The following is a 16548-nucleotide window of genomic DNA, read 5'->3' on the forward strand; positions in this document are numbered from 1 at the left end:
GAACGGACGCGAACGACGGAGAGGCGCTCTCAAACCCACGTCTGTGGGGTCTTCTCACATGCTATCGGCGGCGCTATCGCGCCAGTGGGTATTTATAAAGACGGTCGGTCGCGGGCGTCGACCCCGCGAGCCCGACTACTCCTCGGCGGTGTACTTCCGGTCGTAGCCGAACGGCGTGTACTCGTCGCCGCCGCCCTGGTAGAACTTGCCGAAGAACTCGACGTACTCGAGGCGGATCCCCTGGATGCCGGCGGCCGTGATGCCGAGCAGCAGGACGACGATGTGGCCGACGATGGCCACGAGCAGCCCGCCGACGATGCCGATCGCCGTGAAGTCCGGGCTCGTCGTCATGCCCGCGAAGACGAGCTCGACCTCGCCGGCGGCGGCCCGCTCTTGGACGTCCGCGAGGTTACTCGGCGTGAAGATGAAGCTGAAGCTCCCCTCGCCGCCCTGGTCGATGTAGGCGCCGAACGCGAGCAGGTTGGCCGCGAGCGCCATCCCGCCCTTCGCGAGCAGGACGGCCATGATCCGGGCGTACGAGACGGCGTTGACCACGGGGGCCAACACCTCGGGCAGCTCGGCGGGCTCGCCGATGGCGATCAGGACGACGCCGAGCACCGCGGCAACGAGGCCGGCGATGCCCATCCACGCCGGGAAGCCCGCGAAGCTCACGACGCCGAGCGTGAGCACCGACACCGAATCGAAGATGAAGTCGGGCTTAGGGCCGGGGACGTGCTGGCTGAAGATCCAGACCCAGATCCCGTTGAGTAACAGGAGCCAGGAGGCGCCCTCGTAGACCGCGTGTTTGAGGTCGTGCTGCTGGTACTGGCTAACGAAGCCGAGCACGTAGCCGACGTTCAGGTGCAGGATCCCGAACAGCACGCTCGCCACGAGCCACGCCAGCGCCCACTCGGTGGCACCCGGCGAGAGCCCCTTGGAGATCGGCCACGACTCGATGCCGAGCAGCGGGTACGCGTGGTACCCGAAGACGTCGACGCCGTAGTAGATCCCGAACAGCATCGTGAACGCGCCGGCCCAGATGGCGACCGCGCCCATCTCGCGCATCGCGCCGTCGTAGGCGCGGTACATGAACGCGCCGATGCCGGCGTAAAGGAGCCCGTACCCGAGGTCCCCGATCATGAACCCGAACATGAGCGGGAAGGTGAGGAACACCAGAAGCGTCGGGTCGAACTCCGAGTACTTCGGCCGCCCGAAGCCCTGGACGAGCAGCTCGAACGGGCCGGCCGCACCGGCGTTGTCCTGGACGACCGGCGGCTCGTCGCGTTTCGCGTGGCCGCCGTCGGTCGCCGCCTCGCGTCCGGCGTCGGACCCGGAGTCGCCCCCGTGGACCGGCTCCGTGTGGTGGTCGCCGTCGGGCGTGAACGACGCCCGCTCCAGCTCCTCGACCTCCGCGTGATCGTCGACCGCGTCGGCGATCGTCGCCTCGAACTCGCCGAACGTGGCGGTCGGGATCCACCCTTCCGCGACGAACGCGTTCTCGGTGGTCGCGAACGACAGCGGGGCCTGCTTCTTCTCGGCCTCGATCGTCAGCTGTTCTTCGGCACGAAGCAGGAAGCCGGCCGCCTCTTCCTTGACCGCGGCCAGCCGGGCGTCGACGGACTCGAGCTCGCTCCGAAGCTCCGCGCGCTCGCGTTCGAGCTCGGAGACGTACTCGGACGGGCTCGCCTCCGCGTCGGGCACCTCGAGGAACGCGACGTCGACGCCGACGAGCGCGTCCTGGAGCGCCCCGGGGCCGGCCCCCTCGGCCGGCCGCGCCACGATCGCCACGACGCCGCCGCCGACGAACGTCTCGAACGCCGCGATCGTCTCGGCGTCCGCGAGCGCCGCCTCGACCGCGTCGGGCTTCGCCTCGCCGACCACGACCTCGAGGGAGTCGTACCCCCGCAGCAGGTCGAGGTCGATACCGAGCTCGGCGAACGGCCCCATCCGGTCGATCTCCTCCTGTCGGTTCCGGACGGCGGCGCGGAGCTCGTCGCGCTCCTCGTTGAGCTCGTTGACGTCCTCACGGACGTCGGCGAGCCGCGCCTCGAGGTCCTCGTCGTCGAGCGCGCCCGCAGCGTCGATCTCGTCGCCCTCGACGTCGAGGATGCTCTCGAGGGAACGGACGGTGACGAGCCGTTCGTTGACGTCCTCGGCCCCCGAGAGCGACGTTCCGCGCTCGAAGCCCTCGTATCGGTCGTCGTAGTCCGTGACGTGTAACGAGTGGTGGTCGTAGGTGGCCTCGATGACCTCGTCGATGACGCGTTTCGACCCCGTCACCGACACCTTGCTCATCCGCTCGGGTCTAAGCGCCATTCATACCTCCGTCTGTTCGTTCACCGCGTCCTCGAACCGTTCGACGGCGTAGTCGACGGCGTCGTCGACCCGTTCGCGCGCCTCGCGTTCGAGCGCGTCGCGGTCGGCACGCCCCGCCTCGAGGATCTCCTCGCGACGGTTCTGGAGCTCCTCGCGGGCGGTCGCCAGCCGTTCGTCGGCCTCGGCTGACGCCTCCCGTTCGGCCTCCGAGCGGATCTCGTCCGCGCGCTGCCGGGCCTCCGCGAGGCGCTCGCCAGCGTCGGCTTCCGCCGCCGCGATGATCTCGTCCGCCTCACTCTCGGCCTCCTTGATCCGGTCGAGCACCTCTGGTCTCGCCATACTCACTAATCGTCCGAAACTGCACGAGCGACGTATAAGGTGTTTGCGAAAGCGCGTGGCGGTTGACGCCGGGTGTCGAGCGGTATCGGGGGGTCTCCGGTGTGGTCGGACGGGGCGCGGGTTTTTTAAGTGCCGGACGCGCCGCGTACATTTAAGTAGCAGTCGCCGGACCCTGACGGTATGACAACGGTGTATGCGGTCGCGTCGGCGAAGGGTGGCGTCGGCAAGACCACCACGACCGCGGCGTTGGCGACGGTCCTGGCCGGGGCGGGCGCCGACGTCGTCGCCGTCGACGCCGACATCGGGATGGCGAACCTCGCGGGCGCGCTCGGCGTCGAAACGGGGGAGACGACGATCCACGACGTGCTCGCCGGGCGCGCGGACCCGACCGACGCGGTCCACGAGGGGCCCGACGGGCTGCGGGTCGTCCCGGGCGAGGTCGCCCTCGACGCGTACGCCGCGGCGGACCCCTCGGGGCTGCGTGAGGTCGTCGACGCCTTCGACGACGCCGACTACGTGCTGCTCGACGCGGGCGCGGGCCTCTCGCACGACTCGACGCTCCCGCTCGCGTTGGCCGACCGGACCCTGCTCGTCTCCACGCCCGAGCGCGACGCGCTCGGCGACACGGAGAAGACCCGCCAGCTCACCGACCGGCTCGGCGGCACCGTCGCCGGCGCGGCGATCACTCGCGTCGACCCCGACGACCCCGACCCGGACGTCGTCGCCGCGGTGTTGGACGCCCCGGTGCTCGGTCGGATCCCCGAGGACGCCGCGATCCGCCGCGCCGACCGGGCGGGCGAGAGCGTCGTCCGCTTCGACCCCGACGCCCCAGCGAGCCGCGCGTACCGCGAGCTCGCACGGACGCTCACGGGCGAGGCGATCCCGGAACCGTCGCCCGAAAGCGCCGACAGCGACGAGAGAGAATCGGGCGAAACCCGATCCGAAGGCGCGGCCGCGCCGATCGGCGTGACCGGTCGCGACCACGCGGGGGGCGTGGACGACCCGGGAGGCACGGGGGACGCGGACGAGATGACGGACGCGGACGACGAGCCGGAGCCCGAAGTCGATGACGACGAGCCGGAGCCCGAAGTCGATGACGAGGACGGCGAAGACCGCGCCGGCGACGACGAGGCGGACGGATCGGACCCCGATCCGGACGAGGACGTCATCGTCGCCGACGCCGGACCGGTCGGCGTGGTCGAGGAGGGCGACGGGGAGGAGATCATCGTCGCCGGAGGGGACGCTGACGAACGGCGATCGGACGGGAGGGACGAGACGGGTACCCTCGCCGATCGGACGGACGGGACCGACGGCCAGGAAACCGCCGCGGACTCGGAAGCCGTCAACGGCGACCGAGACCCCGCCGACGGCGACGAAGAAGCATCGGGCGAATCGGTGGCTTCGGAGCCCGCGGACACCACGGACGGCGCGGACGCCGCCAACGCCGCGGTCGATGACGACGCCGCGGTCGACGACCACGCGGAGGTCGACGAGGAGCCGGACGCCGGGATCCCCGACGCGGAGGGGCGGGACGACATCGCAGCCGAAACGGCCGGCAACGGCGGGAGTTCCCCGACCGAGCCCGACGAAACGGACGACAGCGACGACGAGCTCGCGGGCAGCGTCCCGTTCCGCGACGACGACGGCGGGATGGAGACGGAGCTGACGCGAGCGGAGGACGATGACGAGGAGGCGGACGACTCGAAGAAGCGGGGCGGATTCTTCAGCCGCCTGTTCGGTCGATAGACACGCCAGTACCCGGAGCGACGACACGTCGGGCGGGAGACGCGGAGGACCGCGTGATCCGGTGGAGGATAGGTTATGCTTCCGAGGGCGTCTCGGCGCGGTCGCGGATGAGGTCGCGGATCTCCTCGGGGTCGGAGATGTCGGCGAGCTCCTCACACGAAACGAGGGCGGTGCCGTCGACGGACTCTCGTTTCGGCGTCTCCTCCGTGAAGTACACCGATCGAGTGTGTGCCACTTGGCCGATCGAAGACATGATCCGCGCGCGCTTCTCCGCGGCGCGGGTGAACTCCGAGTGGCCGGTGAGCATTCGCATCGCGGGGCCGTCGTCGTCCTCCGAGACCGCCTTAAAGGGCGCTCTCGCGGTCGGGTGGACGGTGAAGCCCGCGCTGGTGAGCACGTGGACCACGTGCTCGTCGTCGGGGTCGGCGTCGGGCGCGGCGGGCGTCGGCTCGGCCTCGCGCACGTCGCCCGCCCCCTCGAGGACGTCGACCGGGCTCGAGAACGGCTGTTCGAACAGGTCCTCGAGCTGGACCGCCACCTCGATGGAGGCGTTCATCCCGTCCTCGTACTTCGAGACGGTCCGCCGGGAGACGCCGAGCTCGGTCGCGAGCCGGCCGAGCGACCAGCCGCGTTCCTCGCGCTCGTCCGCGAGCAAGTCCCCGTCGAGGCTGACGTACAGCCCGCCCGGGGCGGCGTAGATGAGCGGGGGCATCCCCTCGACGAACAGCTCGTAGGCGGTGTCCGGGTTGAACACGGGGACCCCGTGTCTGAAGTAAACCACGCCCGGTTTCAGGTCCTCGTCGCGGGTGCGGAGCCCGACCACCATCGGCGTCGCGTCGAGGTATTCGCCGAGACGGCGCATCTCCGCGCCCGTTTCGGCGTCGAGCGCGTCGACGTTCCCGAGGATCTTCAGGAGCACGAGGTCCGCCTCGCGCCGCGCCGCCACGTCGAAGCTCTTGGGCCGGACCGCACAGCGATCGCTGACGAGGAAGCCCGCGTCCTCCAGCATCGCGGTGACGTTGCCGATGAGCGCAGTCCGGGACATGTCCGATGGTAAGCCGCTCGTCATATATATACGTTTTGTCGGTCGGCGCAGGACGGACGCTACCGCCGCCCTGCGGTTTCCTCGCTCTCGAGAAGGAGAACGTTTATATAGCCTATCTGTGCCGAAAACGGCTTGTTCGCGAACGGGCAAGAGCGGGCGTGACGATCGTCGCCATCGACGACACGGACTCCCGCGAGGACGGGATGTGTACGACCTACGTGGCCGTTCGGCTCGCCGAGCGGATCGCGGCGGCCGGCGGCCGCGTCGAGCGCCGGCTCCTCGTGCGACTCAACCCGGCGGTGAAACACAAGACGCGCGGCAACGCCGCGGTCGCGCTGTGTGTCGCCGACCTCGACGCCCGAGCGGCGTTCGACCTCGCGTGCGAGGCGGTACGCGAGTTCGCGGTCGTCGACGACCCGCGGACCTCGCCGGGCGTCGTCGTCGCCGACCTCGACGTCGCGGTCCCCACGGGTCCCGGATTCGGGGCGGCCGACGCGTCGGCGACGATCCCCGACGACGTCGCGGCGTTCGCCCGGCGCGCGCTCAGACGCCGGCTGACGGTGGCCGAGGCGGTCGCGCTCGCGGACGCACACGGGTTCTCCCACGCCGGGTTCGGCGAGGGGGACGCCGAGTTCGGCGGGGAGAACCCAGACGCCGATGAGAGGGACGCCGGGTCCGGTGAGGGGACCAGGGACCCTCCGGATCCCGTGATCGGACGCGGTCGGATCGGCGCTCTCGCGGCGGTCGGCGCGCCCGCCGCCTTCGACGACTGGACCATCGAGCGGATCTCCTACCGGGAGTTCCACCGCTGTGGGACCCCCCGCGACGTCGACGTGGATGCCGTCTTCGCCGCCGCCGACGAGGGGTACCCGGCCGTCTGGGACACCGTCGACAGGGGCACCGGCGAGGCCGTCTGCGTCCCCAACGCGCCGGGGCCGATCCTCCACGGGATCCGCGGCGACGACCCCGACGCGTGCCGGACCGTCGCGGAGCGGATCGGAAGCGAGCCCGTCGACCGGGCGGCGACGTTCCACACGAACCAGGGGGCCGACGTCCACCTCGCCGCCGGGGGGATCGGGGACCTGCGCGACGGCGCGGGGTACCGCGTCGACGGGGTCGTCGCGAGCGAGCCCGAGACGAGACGCGGGGGGCACGTCCACGTCGACGTGGCCGCGCTCCCGGAGGAGAGGGAAAAGGGCGAAAAGGGCGAAAAGAGGGAAAAAGAGGCCCGACGGGACGAAGGGGACGGAGGGGCACCGCCGCTCCGCTGTGTCGCCTTCGCGCCGACCGGCCGGTTCCGCGAGCACGTCCGCGCGCTCCGTCCGGGCGACCGCGTGACGGTCTGTGGCGAGTGTGCGATCCGTCCCGTCGACCCCGCGTCCGGAGCCGGAGACTACGACGGGGGCGGTGCCGGCACCGACCGCGACGGGAGCGAAGGCAGGGACGGAGATCGCGACGGGAACGGAGACGGAAACGGAAGCGACACGGTCGCGCCACGGGAGACGCTGAAACTGGAGAAGCTCGCGGTTCGCGGGCTCGTCCGGACGGAGCCGGCGACGCCAACGTGTCCCGACTGTGAACGAACGATGTCGTCGGCCGGACGCGGTCAGGGATACCGCTGTCGCGACTGCGGAACGGACGCCCCCGGGAAGACCGACCGCCCGATCGACCGGGCGCTGTCGCTCGGGTGGTACGAGGTGCCGCCCGCGGCGCGTCGACACGTCGCGAAGCCGCTTATCAGGGGCGGCTTCGACGGACCGGTTCACCCGGAGCGGTAGCCGCTCGGAACGGCGCGGAACGACGGCCGAAACGGGGGTGCACACCACCCCTGGGTCGGGTCACTCCAGGACGTGTTGGGTGTCGTACGAGCCGAGCACGCGGACCCACCCCTTCTCGGCGATGCCCGAGACCTCCTCGACCGCCGCCGCCATCCGCTCCTCGTAGAGCCCGGCGTCGACGTCGAAGTGGAACAGGTAGTCGCCGAGCCGCTCGCCGCTCGGGCGCGACTCGATCCGCGAGAGGTTCAGGTTCCGGTCCGCGAACGCCTCGAGGAGCCGCAACAACAGCCCCGGGTAGTTGTCGTTCGGGTAGACGATCAGCGTCGTCTTCCCGCCCGCGTCCGATCGCGCCTCGGCGGGCGCGACGACGAGGAACCGGGTCGCGTTCGACGTGCGGTCCTGGATGTCCTCGGCGAGGATCTCGAGGTCGTCCCCCGCGTTGTCGGGGTGGCCGATCCCGGCGACCCGGGCGTCCTCGCGGGCGCGCTCCACGCCGCGAGCCGTCGAGGCGACCGCCTCCAACCCGACGCCCGGGTGGGTGGCCTCAAGCCAGTTCCGGCACTGTGCGAGCGCCTGCGAGTGGCTGGCGACGACCTCGAACTCCGAGGACTGCGCGAGCAGCGCGTGTCTGATCGGCGTGACGATCTCCTTCGTCACGGCGACGTCGTAGTCCGCGAGCGCGTCGAGGCTCTCCGTGACCGACCCCTCGATGCTGTTCTCGATGGGGACGACCCCGCGCTCGAACTCGCCGTCGGCGACGGCGTCGACGATGGCGGTGACCGACTCGCGGAACGACACCTCGGCGGCGACGGCCCGGGCCGCACGGTGTGAGTACGTGCCGGCGGGGCCGAGCGTGACGGCGTTCATCGCCTGTACGCAGACGACCGGCCCTCAAAAGGGTGGCGGGGGCCGGAACGGTCGTGCGCCCCGTCAGGCCACCGGCGTGCGCTCGACGACCGTCCCGTCGGCGGTCGGGTACTGCTCGACGATCTCGCCGGCGTCCAGGTCGCCCGCCTCGACCATCTCCTCCAACAGCCACCACGCCACCTCGACGTGGTTCGTCTTGACGGTGTAGAACTCCTCGGGGACGCCGAGCGCCTCGAAGCGTCCCGGGTCGGCGTACGTCTTTCCGTAGACGAGCGTGCCGTCGTCGGTCACCTCGTCGAACTCCCGGCGGAGGTTGTTCGCCATCCGCTTGAGCCGGTTGCGGTGTTGGGCGGCGTCCTTGAACACCGAGGTGCAGAAGTACACCTTCTCGTGGGACGCCATCTCCTCCAGGATCTCCGATTTCGACCCGTCGACGGCGGACATGTGACCCTCCTGCAGCTCGAAGCCCTCCTCCTGCATCCGGCGGTAGTTGCCGTCGCTCATCTCGAACTCGTTGACGTTACAGAAGTCGGCCGCGCCCTCGTCGAGGAACTCGAGGAACTCCGTCTCCGGGCGGATGCCCGGAATCTCGAAGGCTGGCGTGAGCCCCTCCTCGCGGGCGATGTACAGGATCTCCTCCCACTCCGTTCCGTGCATGTCGCCCCACAGCTCCAGGGGCGGGTGGAAGCGGATCTCGTCCAGCCCGGCCTCGCTCAGTCGGCGCATGTTCTCGCGCCCGCCCGGGATCCCGGTGTACAGGTGGGTGTGGTGGTCCTCGCCGAACTCGTCTTTGAGCAGTTCGAGGTACCGACACGTCTTCGCCATCGCCTCCTGGGGCTCCCCGCCGGTGATCGAGGTGCCGAGCGCGCTCATGCGCTTTGCCTCCTCGATCACGTCGGCGTCGGACTCGACCTTCCGCTCGTTGGCGTACACGTCCGTGACGTTCTTCCGGTTCTCCCCGAGCGGACAGTAAAAACAGTCCCGCTGGTCACAGTAGCCGTAGACGAACAGCACCATCTTCCCGCCCTTGGCGCACTGTTCACAGCCCTTGGAGATCATCTATCCTCTGATACCGTCTCAGGCCTCAAAAATCGACCGAAGCGACGATAGCGGGAGAGAACGAGTGACATGCGGGAGCGGAATCGGCAGGCCCGGAACCGACGCGACACGTGGAATCGGGGGTGGGGGCGACGGCGATCGTGCGAGCCGAAGGCATATGCCGACCCGTCGCGTAGCCCACCTCGATGCTGCTCGTCCTCTGTGTCGATCTCGACGACGACCTCGGCCGCAAGGCCGGCGTGTCGACGCCGGTGATCGGCCGGGACGCGGTCGAGGCGGCCGCCGTCGCGCTCGCGACGGTCGACCCGGAGGACTCCGACACCAACGTCCTCTTTCAGGGGATCAACACCCACGACGAGCTGGCCGCGGAAGGCGAAGCCGTCGAGGTCGCGGCCGTAACGGGGCTGGAGGGGTCGGACGTGAAGGCGAACCGCGCGGTCGGCGAGGAAGTCGATCGCGTGTTGGCGGAGCTGTCGACCGGCGAGGAGGTGTCGGCGATCGTGATCACCGACGGCGCACAGGACGAGTCGGTGCTGCCGGTGATCCGCTCGCGCATGCCGATCGACGGCGTCCGCCGCGTCGTCGTCAGACAGGCACAGGACCTCGAGTCGCTCTACTACACCATCAAGCAGGTCCTCGCCGACCCGGAGACCCGCGGCACGATCCTCGTCCCCCTCGGGGTGTTGCTCCTCATCTACCCGCTCGTCGTCGTCGCCAACCTCTTCGACGTCGCCGGCGCGGCCGTGCTCGGGATCATCTCCGGGCTCGTGGGGCTCTACTCGCTGTTCCGCGGGCTGGGATTGGAGGAGACGGTCGACGACGCCGCCGACGCGGTTCGGAACCTGCTGTACGCGGGTCGGGTGACGCTCATCACGTACGTCGTCGCGCTGGCGCTCGTCGTGGTCGGCGGCGTACAGGGCCTCGAAACCGTCGACGCCGCCCGCGACGTCCACGACGGGGTCATCCCCGCCGGCACGGCCGTCGCCGCGTTCGTCCACGGCTTCGTCCAGTGGCTCGCGGTCGCCGGCGTGACGTCGAGCCTCGGGCAGATCACCGACGAGTACATCGCGGGGCGGTTCCGCTGGCGCTACCTCAACGCGCCGTTCTACGTCGTCGCGATCGCGGTCGTGCTGTACGCGCTCTCGGGGTTCTTCCTGCCGCCCGCGCCCGGCGTGACGCCGCTGGAGTTGGGTGACCTCGCGATGGCGCTCGCGGCGGGGACGCTCATCGGCGTGTTGAGCACGCTCACCTTCGCGATCGCCGAGTCACAGCTACCGTCCGCCGAGCCCGCGTGAGCGGTCGGCGGATCGGCGACGATCGAAAGATCGGTCGGCGGGTCGGCAGGTCGCCGGGTCGGAGGCACCACCGGAAGCGGTCGTCCCGCCTACCGCGGGACCCACTCGTCGCACGCGTCCATGTCGTCCATGAGCTCGTCGTACTGCTTACAGTACGGCCGGATCCCGTCGTCGGTCCGAACGTAGTCGAACCGCGCGCAGTTGCCACAGTACGAGTCCCCGGGGCCGTCCCGTGCGGACGCCGCTGCTCGGTCGTTCCCGCGCGACGGCCGGGACGCGGTCGACCCGGACGCGGGAGCGGTCTCCGGCGAGGAGGTGGTCGACGACGTGGTCGAACCGTCGGGCGGGGAGGTGGTCGACGACGTGGTCGAACCGTCGAGCGGCGAGGAGAGGTCCGCCGTCGTGCTGCCGCCGTCGCTCACGCTCGTCGACGAGGACGACGAGCCGCCGCCCGACGCGCGGTTCCGGTTCGTCTGCGTCTCGACTTCGCCGTCGGGCGTCCCGCCGAGCAGGCCGACGCCGCCGAGGCTCCCGAGCTGGTCGCGCTCGACCTCGATCACTTTCGTCTCGCCCTTGTGAGTGACCTCCATCGTGACGGTGCCGCCCGGGTCGTTCCGGGTCTTGAAGTTGGCGACGCCGACGAACAGACACCAGAGCGTGGTCGCCGCGCCGAGGAAGTAGACGCCCGCGGTGGGGAGGGTGAGGTTCGTCAGCTCCGGACGCGGACCGCCAACCCACTGGTACGGGTACGCGTGGGCGAACAGCGCCACGCCGAGCCCCATGATCGCCGCCCCGACGACCGCCGCCGCGCGGGTGTTTCGGTCGGCCGGAAGCACGGTCATGATGCCGAGCATGACGAGGGGGACCCCGAGCCCGCCGAGGACCCCGCCGTACCGCCGGGCCGCGCCCGACGAGAAGACGTCGCCCAACAGCACCTCCGCCGCCGTGAGGATCCCGGCGACGAGCAGGACCGTGCCGCCGACGAACAGCCCCACGCCGAGCGAGAGCCGGCGCGGGTCCACCTCGGAGCGCCCTCGACCCCCGTACGCCTCCGAGAGACTGGTCATACGCCGCCTACGAGGGCCTCCCTGAAAACAGTATGTCAGACGCTCGCGCGACGACCGGCCCGTATCGAAAACGTTACCGTCGATGCACCGGAATCGCGAGGTATGAGCGACAACGAGGACGAGGAGGCCGAGCCCGCCGTCGAGCTCGGCGAGGGCCCCGACGTCGCCGGCGAGCCGATCGCCCGCGTCGCGTCCCGGCTCACGTGGCCCGCCAAGAACAGCGACGTGAGAGCGCAGGAAGGCGACGCCGTCGTGCGAACGCCCGACGGTCCGCGCGGCCTCGACGCGGTGCTCGACGAGTCGGGCGTCCCGCTGTTCGAGACCCGCGGCGAGTTCGTCGCGGCCGTCGAGGACGTCGTCGGCTCCGGCCCGGTCGCCGTCGAGTAGCCCCGATCACCCCCGTCCACACCCTTTTGTTCGGCCGCGCCCCATTAGGAGCCATGACGCTCCCGTTCGACCCCGACGCGCTCGACCCCGAGGAGTACGGCGAGAAACGAACCACCCTCTCGATGGGCCACGAGGAGGCGATCGAACGCGTCCGCGAGGTCTGTACCGACGTCGGCTTCGGCGTCCCCGTCGAGTTCTCGCCGAGCGAGCTCCTCAACGAGAAGGTCGACGCGGACCGGGACCCGTACTACGTCCTCGGTGCGTGCAACCCCGCCGTCGCCGACCGCGCGCTCGACGCGACCGACGGCCGGATCGGCGCGCTGTTCCCGTGTAACATGGTGATCTGGGAGTCGGAGCCGGGCACCCAGGTCGTCTATCACCTCTCGATCATGAAGGTCGCGCGCCTGCTCGGGCTCGCCGTCGACGACGCGGCGCTGGACGAGGTCATCGACGACACCGGCGAGCTGGTGACCGAAGTGTACGACCGCCTCGAGGCGGCGGAGTAACGCAAGCGGAAAACGGAGTACGCTAAGCGATCCGTGTACGCGTCGGAGGCGACGCGCCCCGCCGCTTAGTCGTCGCCCTCGACGACGGCGACGTCCTCTCCCTCACCCTCGCTCTCGGCCCGGTGGAGCTCCCCGGCGCGTTCGCGCTCGGAGAGGTACTCGTCGGCGTCGATCGCGGCCTGACAGCCCATTCCGGCGGCCGTTACCGCCTGCTGGTAGTGGAAGTCGACGACGTCGCCGGCCCCGAACAGCCCCTCGACGCCCGTCGCCGTCTGGTTCCCGCCGCGGCCCCCTTGCGTCCGGAGGTAGCCCTCGTCGTCGAGCTCGACGTCGACGCCCGTCAGGTAGCCCGTGTTCGGCGTGTGGCCGATCGCGTAGAACACCGCCCCGACGTCGAACTCGTACGTCTCGACCTCGTCGGCGGTCGCCGGGTCGTCGAGCTTGGCCGTCGGGTGCCCCTCCGGGTGTTCGACGAGCGTCACGCGGTCGATACCCCCTTCCGGCGTGCCGTGGATCTCGGTGAGCTCCGTGTTGAGGAGGAGTTCGATCTCGCCGGCCTCGACCTTCTCCTCGATCCGGTCGATCCACACGTCCTCGGCGCGGAACTCCTCGCGGCGGTGGGCGATGTAGACGGTGTCCGCGAACTTGGTGAGGAAGTTGGCCTCCTCCATCGCGGCGTCGCCGCCGCCGACGACGAGCATGTCCTCCCCGCGGAAGAACGCGCCGTCGCAGGTCGCACACGTCGAGAGCCCGTACCCCATCAGCTCCTCCTCGCCCGGGACGCCGAGCGTTCGCGCCGACGCGCCGGAGGCGGCGATCACGGCGTCGGCCGTGTACACGTCGCCGTCGGTCAGCTCGACGCGGAAGTGGCCGCCCTCCTCGCGGGCGACGGCCTCGATGATCCCGTTCCGGGTCTCGGCTCCGAACTTCGTCGCCTGCTGTTTCATGTCGTTGATGAGCTCCGGCCCGGAGATGCCCTCGGGGAAGCCGGGGTAGTTCTCGACGTCCGTGGTGAGCGTGAGCTGTCCGCCCGGCTCGTCGCCCTCGACGATCAGCGGCTCGTTGTTCGACCGCGCCGCGTAGATCCCCGCCGTCAGCCCGGCGATGCCGGTGCCGGCGATGATCAGCCGACGGTGTTCGACGACTGTAGAGTCCATGTGGACGGGTTGGCCGTCGTGAAGTATGTAGGTTGCGCTGTCGGAGGCGACCGCCTCGGCGGGGAAGGATGCGGGGCGACGAGCGACGGAAAAGGATGCGGGGCGACGGAGCAGCTACGTCAAGTCGAACGACGACGGCAGATCGAGCGGCTACGCCAGGTCGAGCAGCGCCGCCACCTCGTCGAGGTAGCCGTCGTAGATCCCGACGGCCGACTCGATCGGGGCGGGCGACGCCATGTCGACGCCCGCGAGCTCGACGACGTCGAGCGGGTAGTCGGATCCGCCGGCGGCGAGCATCTCACGGTAGTCCGCGGCCGCGGGCTCTCCCTCCTCGAGCACGCGCTCGACGATCGCCGCCGCCGCGGAGATGCCGGTGGCGTACTGGTAGACGTAGAAGTCGTAGTAGAAGTGCGGGATCCGTTCCCACTCGCGCTCGATCCCGCCGGTGAGCGCGACGGGCTCGTAGTACGCGCCCTTCAGGTCGGCGTAGAGCTCGTCGAAGCGGTCGGGCGTGAGCGCCTCGTCGGCCTCGAGGCGCTCGTGGATCTCCGCCTCGAAGGCGGCGAACATCGTCTGCCGGAACAGCGTCGACCGGAACCGCTCGAGGTACTCGTCGAGCACGTGCGTCCGGAGCTCGGCGTCCTCGACCGTCTCCAACAGGTAGTTGGTGAGCAGCGTCTCGTTGACGGTGGAGGCGATCTCCGCGACGAAGATGTCGTAGCTCGCGTCGTGCCACGGCTGGGCGTCGCCCGCGAGCTCGGAGTGCATCGAGTGGCCGAGCTCGTGTGCCAGCGTGTACATCGAGGCGATGTCGTCCTGGTAGTTCATCATGATGAACGGCTGGGTGTCGTACGTCCCCGAGGAGAACGCCCCCGAGCGCTTCCCCCGGTTCTCGTACACGTCGACCCAGCGGCTCTCCAACCCCGCGGCCATCCGTTCCTGGTACGCCTCGCCGAGCGGGGCGACCGCCTCGATCACCCACTCGACGGCCTGGTCGTAGCCGACGTCCGGCCCCTGATCGCCCGTCAGCGACATGTAGAGGTCGTGGCTCTCGAGTTTGTCGACGCCGAGCGCCGCCGCCTTGAGGTCGGCGTGTCGGTGGAGCACGTCGAGGTTGTCGCCGACGGTGTCGACGAGGGTGTCGTACACGGTGACCGGGACGTTCGGCCCGTCGAGCGCCGCCTCGCGGGCGGAGTCGTAGTTCCGGATCCGCGCGCTCACGACGTGTTCGCGGACGGCCTTCTCGAGCGACGTCCCGACCGTGTTCCGCACGGACGCCCACTCGTCGTAGAACGTCTCGTGGACGCGGCGGCGGAACGCGCGGTCGGGGTTCGTCTGGAGCTTCGTGAAGTTCGACTGCGTGATCTCCACGTCGTCGCCGTCGGGGCCCTCGACGACGCCGTAGGTCAGGTCGGCGTTCGTCAGCATCGAGTAGATCTCCGCGGGCGCGGAGGTGACCTCCGAGAGCTCCGCGAGCACCGCCTCGACCTCCGCCGAGCGGACGTGCGGTTTCATCCGGGAGACGTCGTCGAGGTAGTGGTCGTACTCGGCGAGGTCCGGCTCGGCGGCGATGAACGCCTCCACGTCGTCCGCGGACAGCGACCCGAGCTCCGGTTCGAGATACGAGATCGCGCTCGACGCCTCCGACTGCAGCGACGACGCCCGCCCGGACATCGCCTGGTACTCCTGATTTCGAGTGTCCTCGGCGCTCCGGAGCTGGGCGTACATCGCCACCTCGCCGAGCTCCCGGAACACCGCCTCGCGGAGCTCCAGCAGCTCGAGGAGCGTCCCGGGGTCCTCCGTGACGCGCCCCTCGTACGCGCGGAGCTCGTCCACTCGGCCGGCGACCGCCTCGAACGCCGTTTCCCACGCCTCGTCGCTCTCGAAGACGCTCGTCAGCGACCACTTGTATTCGACGTCGATCGCCGACCGCTCGGGTACCGTACTCATACGGCTTCCTCGTCGCGGGACACACTAAGGATTGTGAAGGACGTCGTCGGACCGTGGCGGATCGTGGCGGGTCGTGGCGAAGCGCATCGGATACAAAGCGACGGGCGGCGGCGAGCGAGGCGGTTCCGAGACCGATGGGCGGCGGTGAACGAGGCAGTATCGAGCCGGCGATCGAACGGAACGGGGTGGTGGGAAAACCGTCGTTTCGTCAGGTTTCAGGGACCGCCTCAGACGTCGACGACGCGCTCCTCGCGATCGATGGCGTCGATCCGGTCGACGTCCTCGGCGTCGAGTTCGAGCTCGCGGGCCGCCCAGTTGGCCTCGATGTGTTCGGGGGTGGCGGCCTTCGGGATGGGGGCGACCCGGTCCTTCGAGAGGAGCCACGCGAGGCTCACCGCCGCGGGCGTCGATCCGTGCTTCTCCGCGATCTCCTGCAGGACCTCGACGTTGGCGACGCGGTTGCGCGCGATCGGCGAGTAGGCGACCAGCCAGTGGTCGTTCTCGACGGCGTACTCGCGGAGCTCTTCCTGTTGACAGAGCGGATGACACTCGACCTGGTGGGCGAAGAGGTCGGCATCGAGGCGCTCTGTCGCCTCGTCCAGCTGGTCCGGGCTGAAGTTCGAGAGCCCGACGTGGTCGATCACGCCCTCGTCGACGAGGTGGTCGAGCGCGGGCAGCGTTTCGTCGGGATCGTAGGCGTTCCTCGGCCAGTGGACGTACAGCAGGTCGATGGTGTCCACGCCGAGCCGTTCGCGGCTCTCCGCGGCCGTCCGGACCGCGTCGTCGTACGCGAGGTTCGAGGGGTGCAGCTTCGTCGCGACGAACAGCTCGTCGCGGTCGACGGGGGCCCGTTCGAGGGCGTCGCCGACGAGCGCCTCGTTGTCGTACATCTGTGCGGTATCGACGTGACGGTAGCCCGTCTCGATCGCGTGCGTAACGCTCGAGACGCACTCCTCGCGGTCGTCCAGTTTGTACGTGCCGTAGCCGAGCCGGTCGAAGGTGTCTGACATGGACGACCGTTCGGTCGGGCGACAGT

The 16548-nt window shown here is 70.0% G+C and carries 14 protein-coding genes; 5 read left to right on the plus strand and 9 right to left on the minus strand.

Translation table 11 applies throughout. The features are described from left to right. Positions 1-135 precede the first annotated feature (135 nt). Both GRS48_RS14260 and ahaH read right to left on the minus strand, forming a co-directional pair. Positions 136-2295, minus strand: coding sequence for a V-type ATP synthase subunit I (locus tag GRS48_RS14260; protein ID WP_159487993.1), 2160 nt, complete (start codon positions 2293-2295; stop codon positions 136-138). Between the two features lie 21 nt (positions 2296-2316). Further along, positions 2317-2655, minus strand: coding sequence for an ATP synthase archaeal subunit H (gene ahaH, locus GRS48_RS14265; RefSeq protein WP_159487694.1), 339 nt, complete (start codon positions 2653-2655; stop codon positions 2317-2319). Between the two features lie 180 nt (positions 2656-2835). Between ahaH and minD the strand changes: the two genes are divergently transcribed. Then, positions 2836-4401 (plus strand): cell division ATPase MinD, encoded by a 1566-nt coding sequence (minD, locus tag GRS48_RS14270; protein ID WP_159487696.1) that lies wholly within the window; start codon positions 2836-2838, stop codon positions 4399-4401. A gap of 73 nt (positions 4402-4474) precedes the next feature. On the opposite strand, the gene GRS48_RS14275 is transcribed toward minD, so the two are convergent. Further along, the gene (locus GRS48_RS14275; RefSeq protein ID WP_159487698.1) at positions 4475-5446 is read right to left on the minus strand and encodes a transcriptional regulator; all 972 of its coding nucleotides are present in this window, start codon (positions 5444-5446) and stop codon (positions 4475-4477) included. A gap of 158 nt (positions 5447-5604) precedes the next feature. Between GRS48_RS14275 and GRS48_RS14280 the strand changes: the two genes are divergently transcribed. Then, entirely contained in the window at positions 5605-7224 is a 1620-nt protein-coding gene (locus GRS48_RS14280) for a tRNA(Ile)(2)-agmatinylcytidine synthase (protein ID WP_321168473.1), read from the plus strand. 60 nt (positions 7225-7284) lie between these two features. Here the strand turns inward: GRS48_RS14280 and pheA are convergent, their stop codons facing one another. Continuing rightward, on the minus strand, positions 7285-8091 hold the full coding sequence (gene pheA / locus GRS48_RS14285) for a prephenate dehydratase (protein WP_159487700.1): 807 nt from the start codon (positions 8089-8091) through the stop codon (positions 7285-7287). Between the two features lie 63 nt (positions 8092-8154). Beyond that, entirely contained in the window at positions 8155-9150 is a 996-nt protein-coding gene (locus GRS48_RS14290) for a radical SAM protein (RefSeq protein WP_159487702.1), read from the minus strand. Between the two features lie 185 nt (positions 9151-9335). Here GRS48_RS14290 and GRS48_RS14295 point away from each other — a divergent pair, with 185 nt between their 5' ends. After that, positions 9336-10445, plus strand: a complete 1110-nt coding sequence (locus GRS48_RS14295) for a DUF373 family protein (RefSeq protein WP_159487704.1) — start codon at positions 9336-9338, stop codon at positions 10443-10445. An 89-nt stretch (positions 10446-10534) separates the two neighbouring features. Here GRS48_RS14295 and GRS48_RS14300 read toward each other — a convergent pair whose 3' ends face one another. Beyond that, positions 10535-11512, minus strand: a complete 978-nt coding sequence (locus tag GRS48_RS14300) for a hypothetical protein (RefSeq protein WP_159487706.1) — start codon at positions 11510-11512, stop codon at positions 10535-10537. A 102-nt stretch (positions 11513-11614) separates the two neighbouring features. On the opposite strand from GRS48_RS14300, the gene GRS48_RS14305 reads away from it, so the two are divergent. Continuing rightward, entirely contained in the window at positions 11615-11899 is a 285-nt protein-coding gene (locus tag GRS48_RS14305; protein WP_159487708.1) for a DUF5789 family protein, read from the plus strand. 53 nt (positions 11900-11952) lie between these two features. After that, positions 11953-12405: a DUF302 domain-containing protein gene (locus tag GRS48_RS14310; RefSeq protein WP_159487710.1), complete on the plus strand. Its 453-nt coding sequence runs from the start codon at positions 11953-11955 to the stop codon at positions 12403-12405. A gap of 65 nt (positions 12406-12470) precedes the next feature. Here the strand turns inward: GRS48_RS14310 and GRS48_RS14315 are convergent, their stop codons facing one another. The 3 genes from GRS48_RS14315 to GRS48_RS14325 form a co-directional block, all read right to left on the minus strand. Beyond that, positions 12471-13562: an NAD(P)/FAD-dependent oxidoreductase gene (locus GRS48_RS14315; protein WP_159487712.1), complete on the minus strand. Its 1092-nt coding sequence runs from the start codon at positions 13560-13562 to the stop codon at positions 12471-12473. 150 nt (positions 13563-13712) lie between these two features. Further along, positions 13713-15512: an oligoendopeptidase F gene (gene pepF, locus GRS48_RS14320; protein ID WP_159487714.1), complete on the minus strand. Its 1800-nt coding sequence runs from the start codon at positions 15510-15512 to the stop codon at positions 13713-13715. Between the two features lie 227 nt (positions 15513-15739). Then, a complete protein-coding gene (locus tag GRS48_RS14325; protein WP_159487716.1) occupies positions 15740-16522 on the minus strand; it encodes an aldo/keto reductase in 783 nt (260 codons plus the stop codon). Positions 16523-16548 lie beyond the last annotated feature (26 nt).

Source organism: Halorubrum sp. JWXQ-INN 858, from assembly GCF_009806985.1.
Taxonomy (GTDB): domain Archaea; phylum Halobacteriota; class Halobacteria; order Halobacteriales; family Haloferacaceae; genus Halorubrum.

What these genes read in the sequence shown, in the direction of transcription:
- ahaH (WP_159487694.1), bottom strand. Translation starts at nt 2,655, where the DNA reads ATGGCGAGACCAGAGGTGCTCGACCGGATCAAGGAGGCCGAGAGTGAG.
- GRS48_RS14305 (WP_159487708.1), top strand. Translation starts at nt 11,615, where the DNA reads ATGAGCGACAACGAGGACGAGGAGGCCGAGCCCGCCGTCGAGCTCGGC.
- GRS48_RS14310 (WP_159487710.1), top strand. Translation starts at nt 11,953, where the DNA reads ATGACGCTCCCGTTCGACCCCGACGCGCTCGACCCCGAGGAGTACGGC.
- GRS48_RS14300 (WP_159487706.1), bottom strand. Translation starts at nt 11,512, where the DNA reads ATGACCAGTCTCTCGGAGGCGTACGGGGGTCGAGGGCGCTCCGAGGTG.
- GRS48_RS14315 (WP_159487712.1), bottom strand. Translation starts at nt 13,562, where the DNA reads ATGGACTCTACAGTCGTCGAACACCGTCGGCTGATCATCGCCGGCACC.
- minD (WP_159487696.1), top strand. Translation starts at nt 2,836, where the DNA reads ATGACAACGGTGTATGCGGTCGCGTCGGCGAAGGGTGGCGTCGGCAAG.
- GRS48_RS14290 (WP_159487702.1), bottom strand. Translation starts at nt 9,150, where the DNA reads ATGATCTCCAAGGGCTGTGAACAGTGCGCCAAGGGCGGGAAGATGGTG.
- GRS48_RS14275 (WP_159487698.1), bottom strand. Translation starts at nt 5,446, where the DNA reads ATGTCCCGGACTGCGCTCATCGGCAACGTCACCGCGATGCTGGAGGAC.
- pepF (WP_159487714.1), bottom strand. Translation starts at nt 15,512, where the DNA reads ATGAGTACGGTACCCGAGCGGTCGGCGATCGACGTCGAATACAAGTGG.
- pheA (WP_159487700.1), bottom strand. Translation starts at nt 8,091, where the DNA reads ATGAACGCCGTCACGCTCGGCCCCGCCGGCACGTACTCACACCGTGCG.
- GRS48_RS14325 (WP_159487716.1), bottom strand. Translation starts at nt 16,522, where the DNA reads ATGTCAGACACCTTCGACCGGCTCGGCTACGGCACGTACAAACTGGAC.
- GRS48_RS14260 (WP_159487993.1), bottom strand. Translation starts at nt 2,295, where the DNA reads ATGAGCAAGGTGTCGGTGACGGGGTCGAAACGCGTCATCGACGAGGTC.
- GRS48_RS14295 (WP_159487704.1), top strand. Translation starts at nt 9,336, where the DNA reads ATGCTGCTCGTCCTCTGTGTCGATCTCGACGACGACCTCGGCCGCAAG.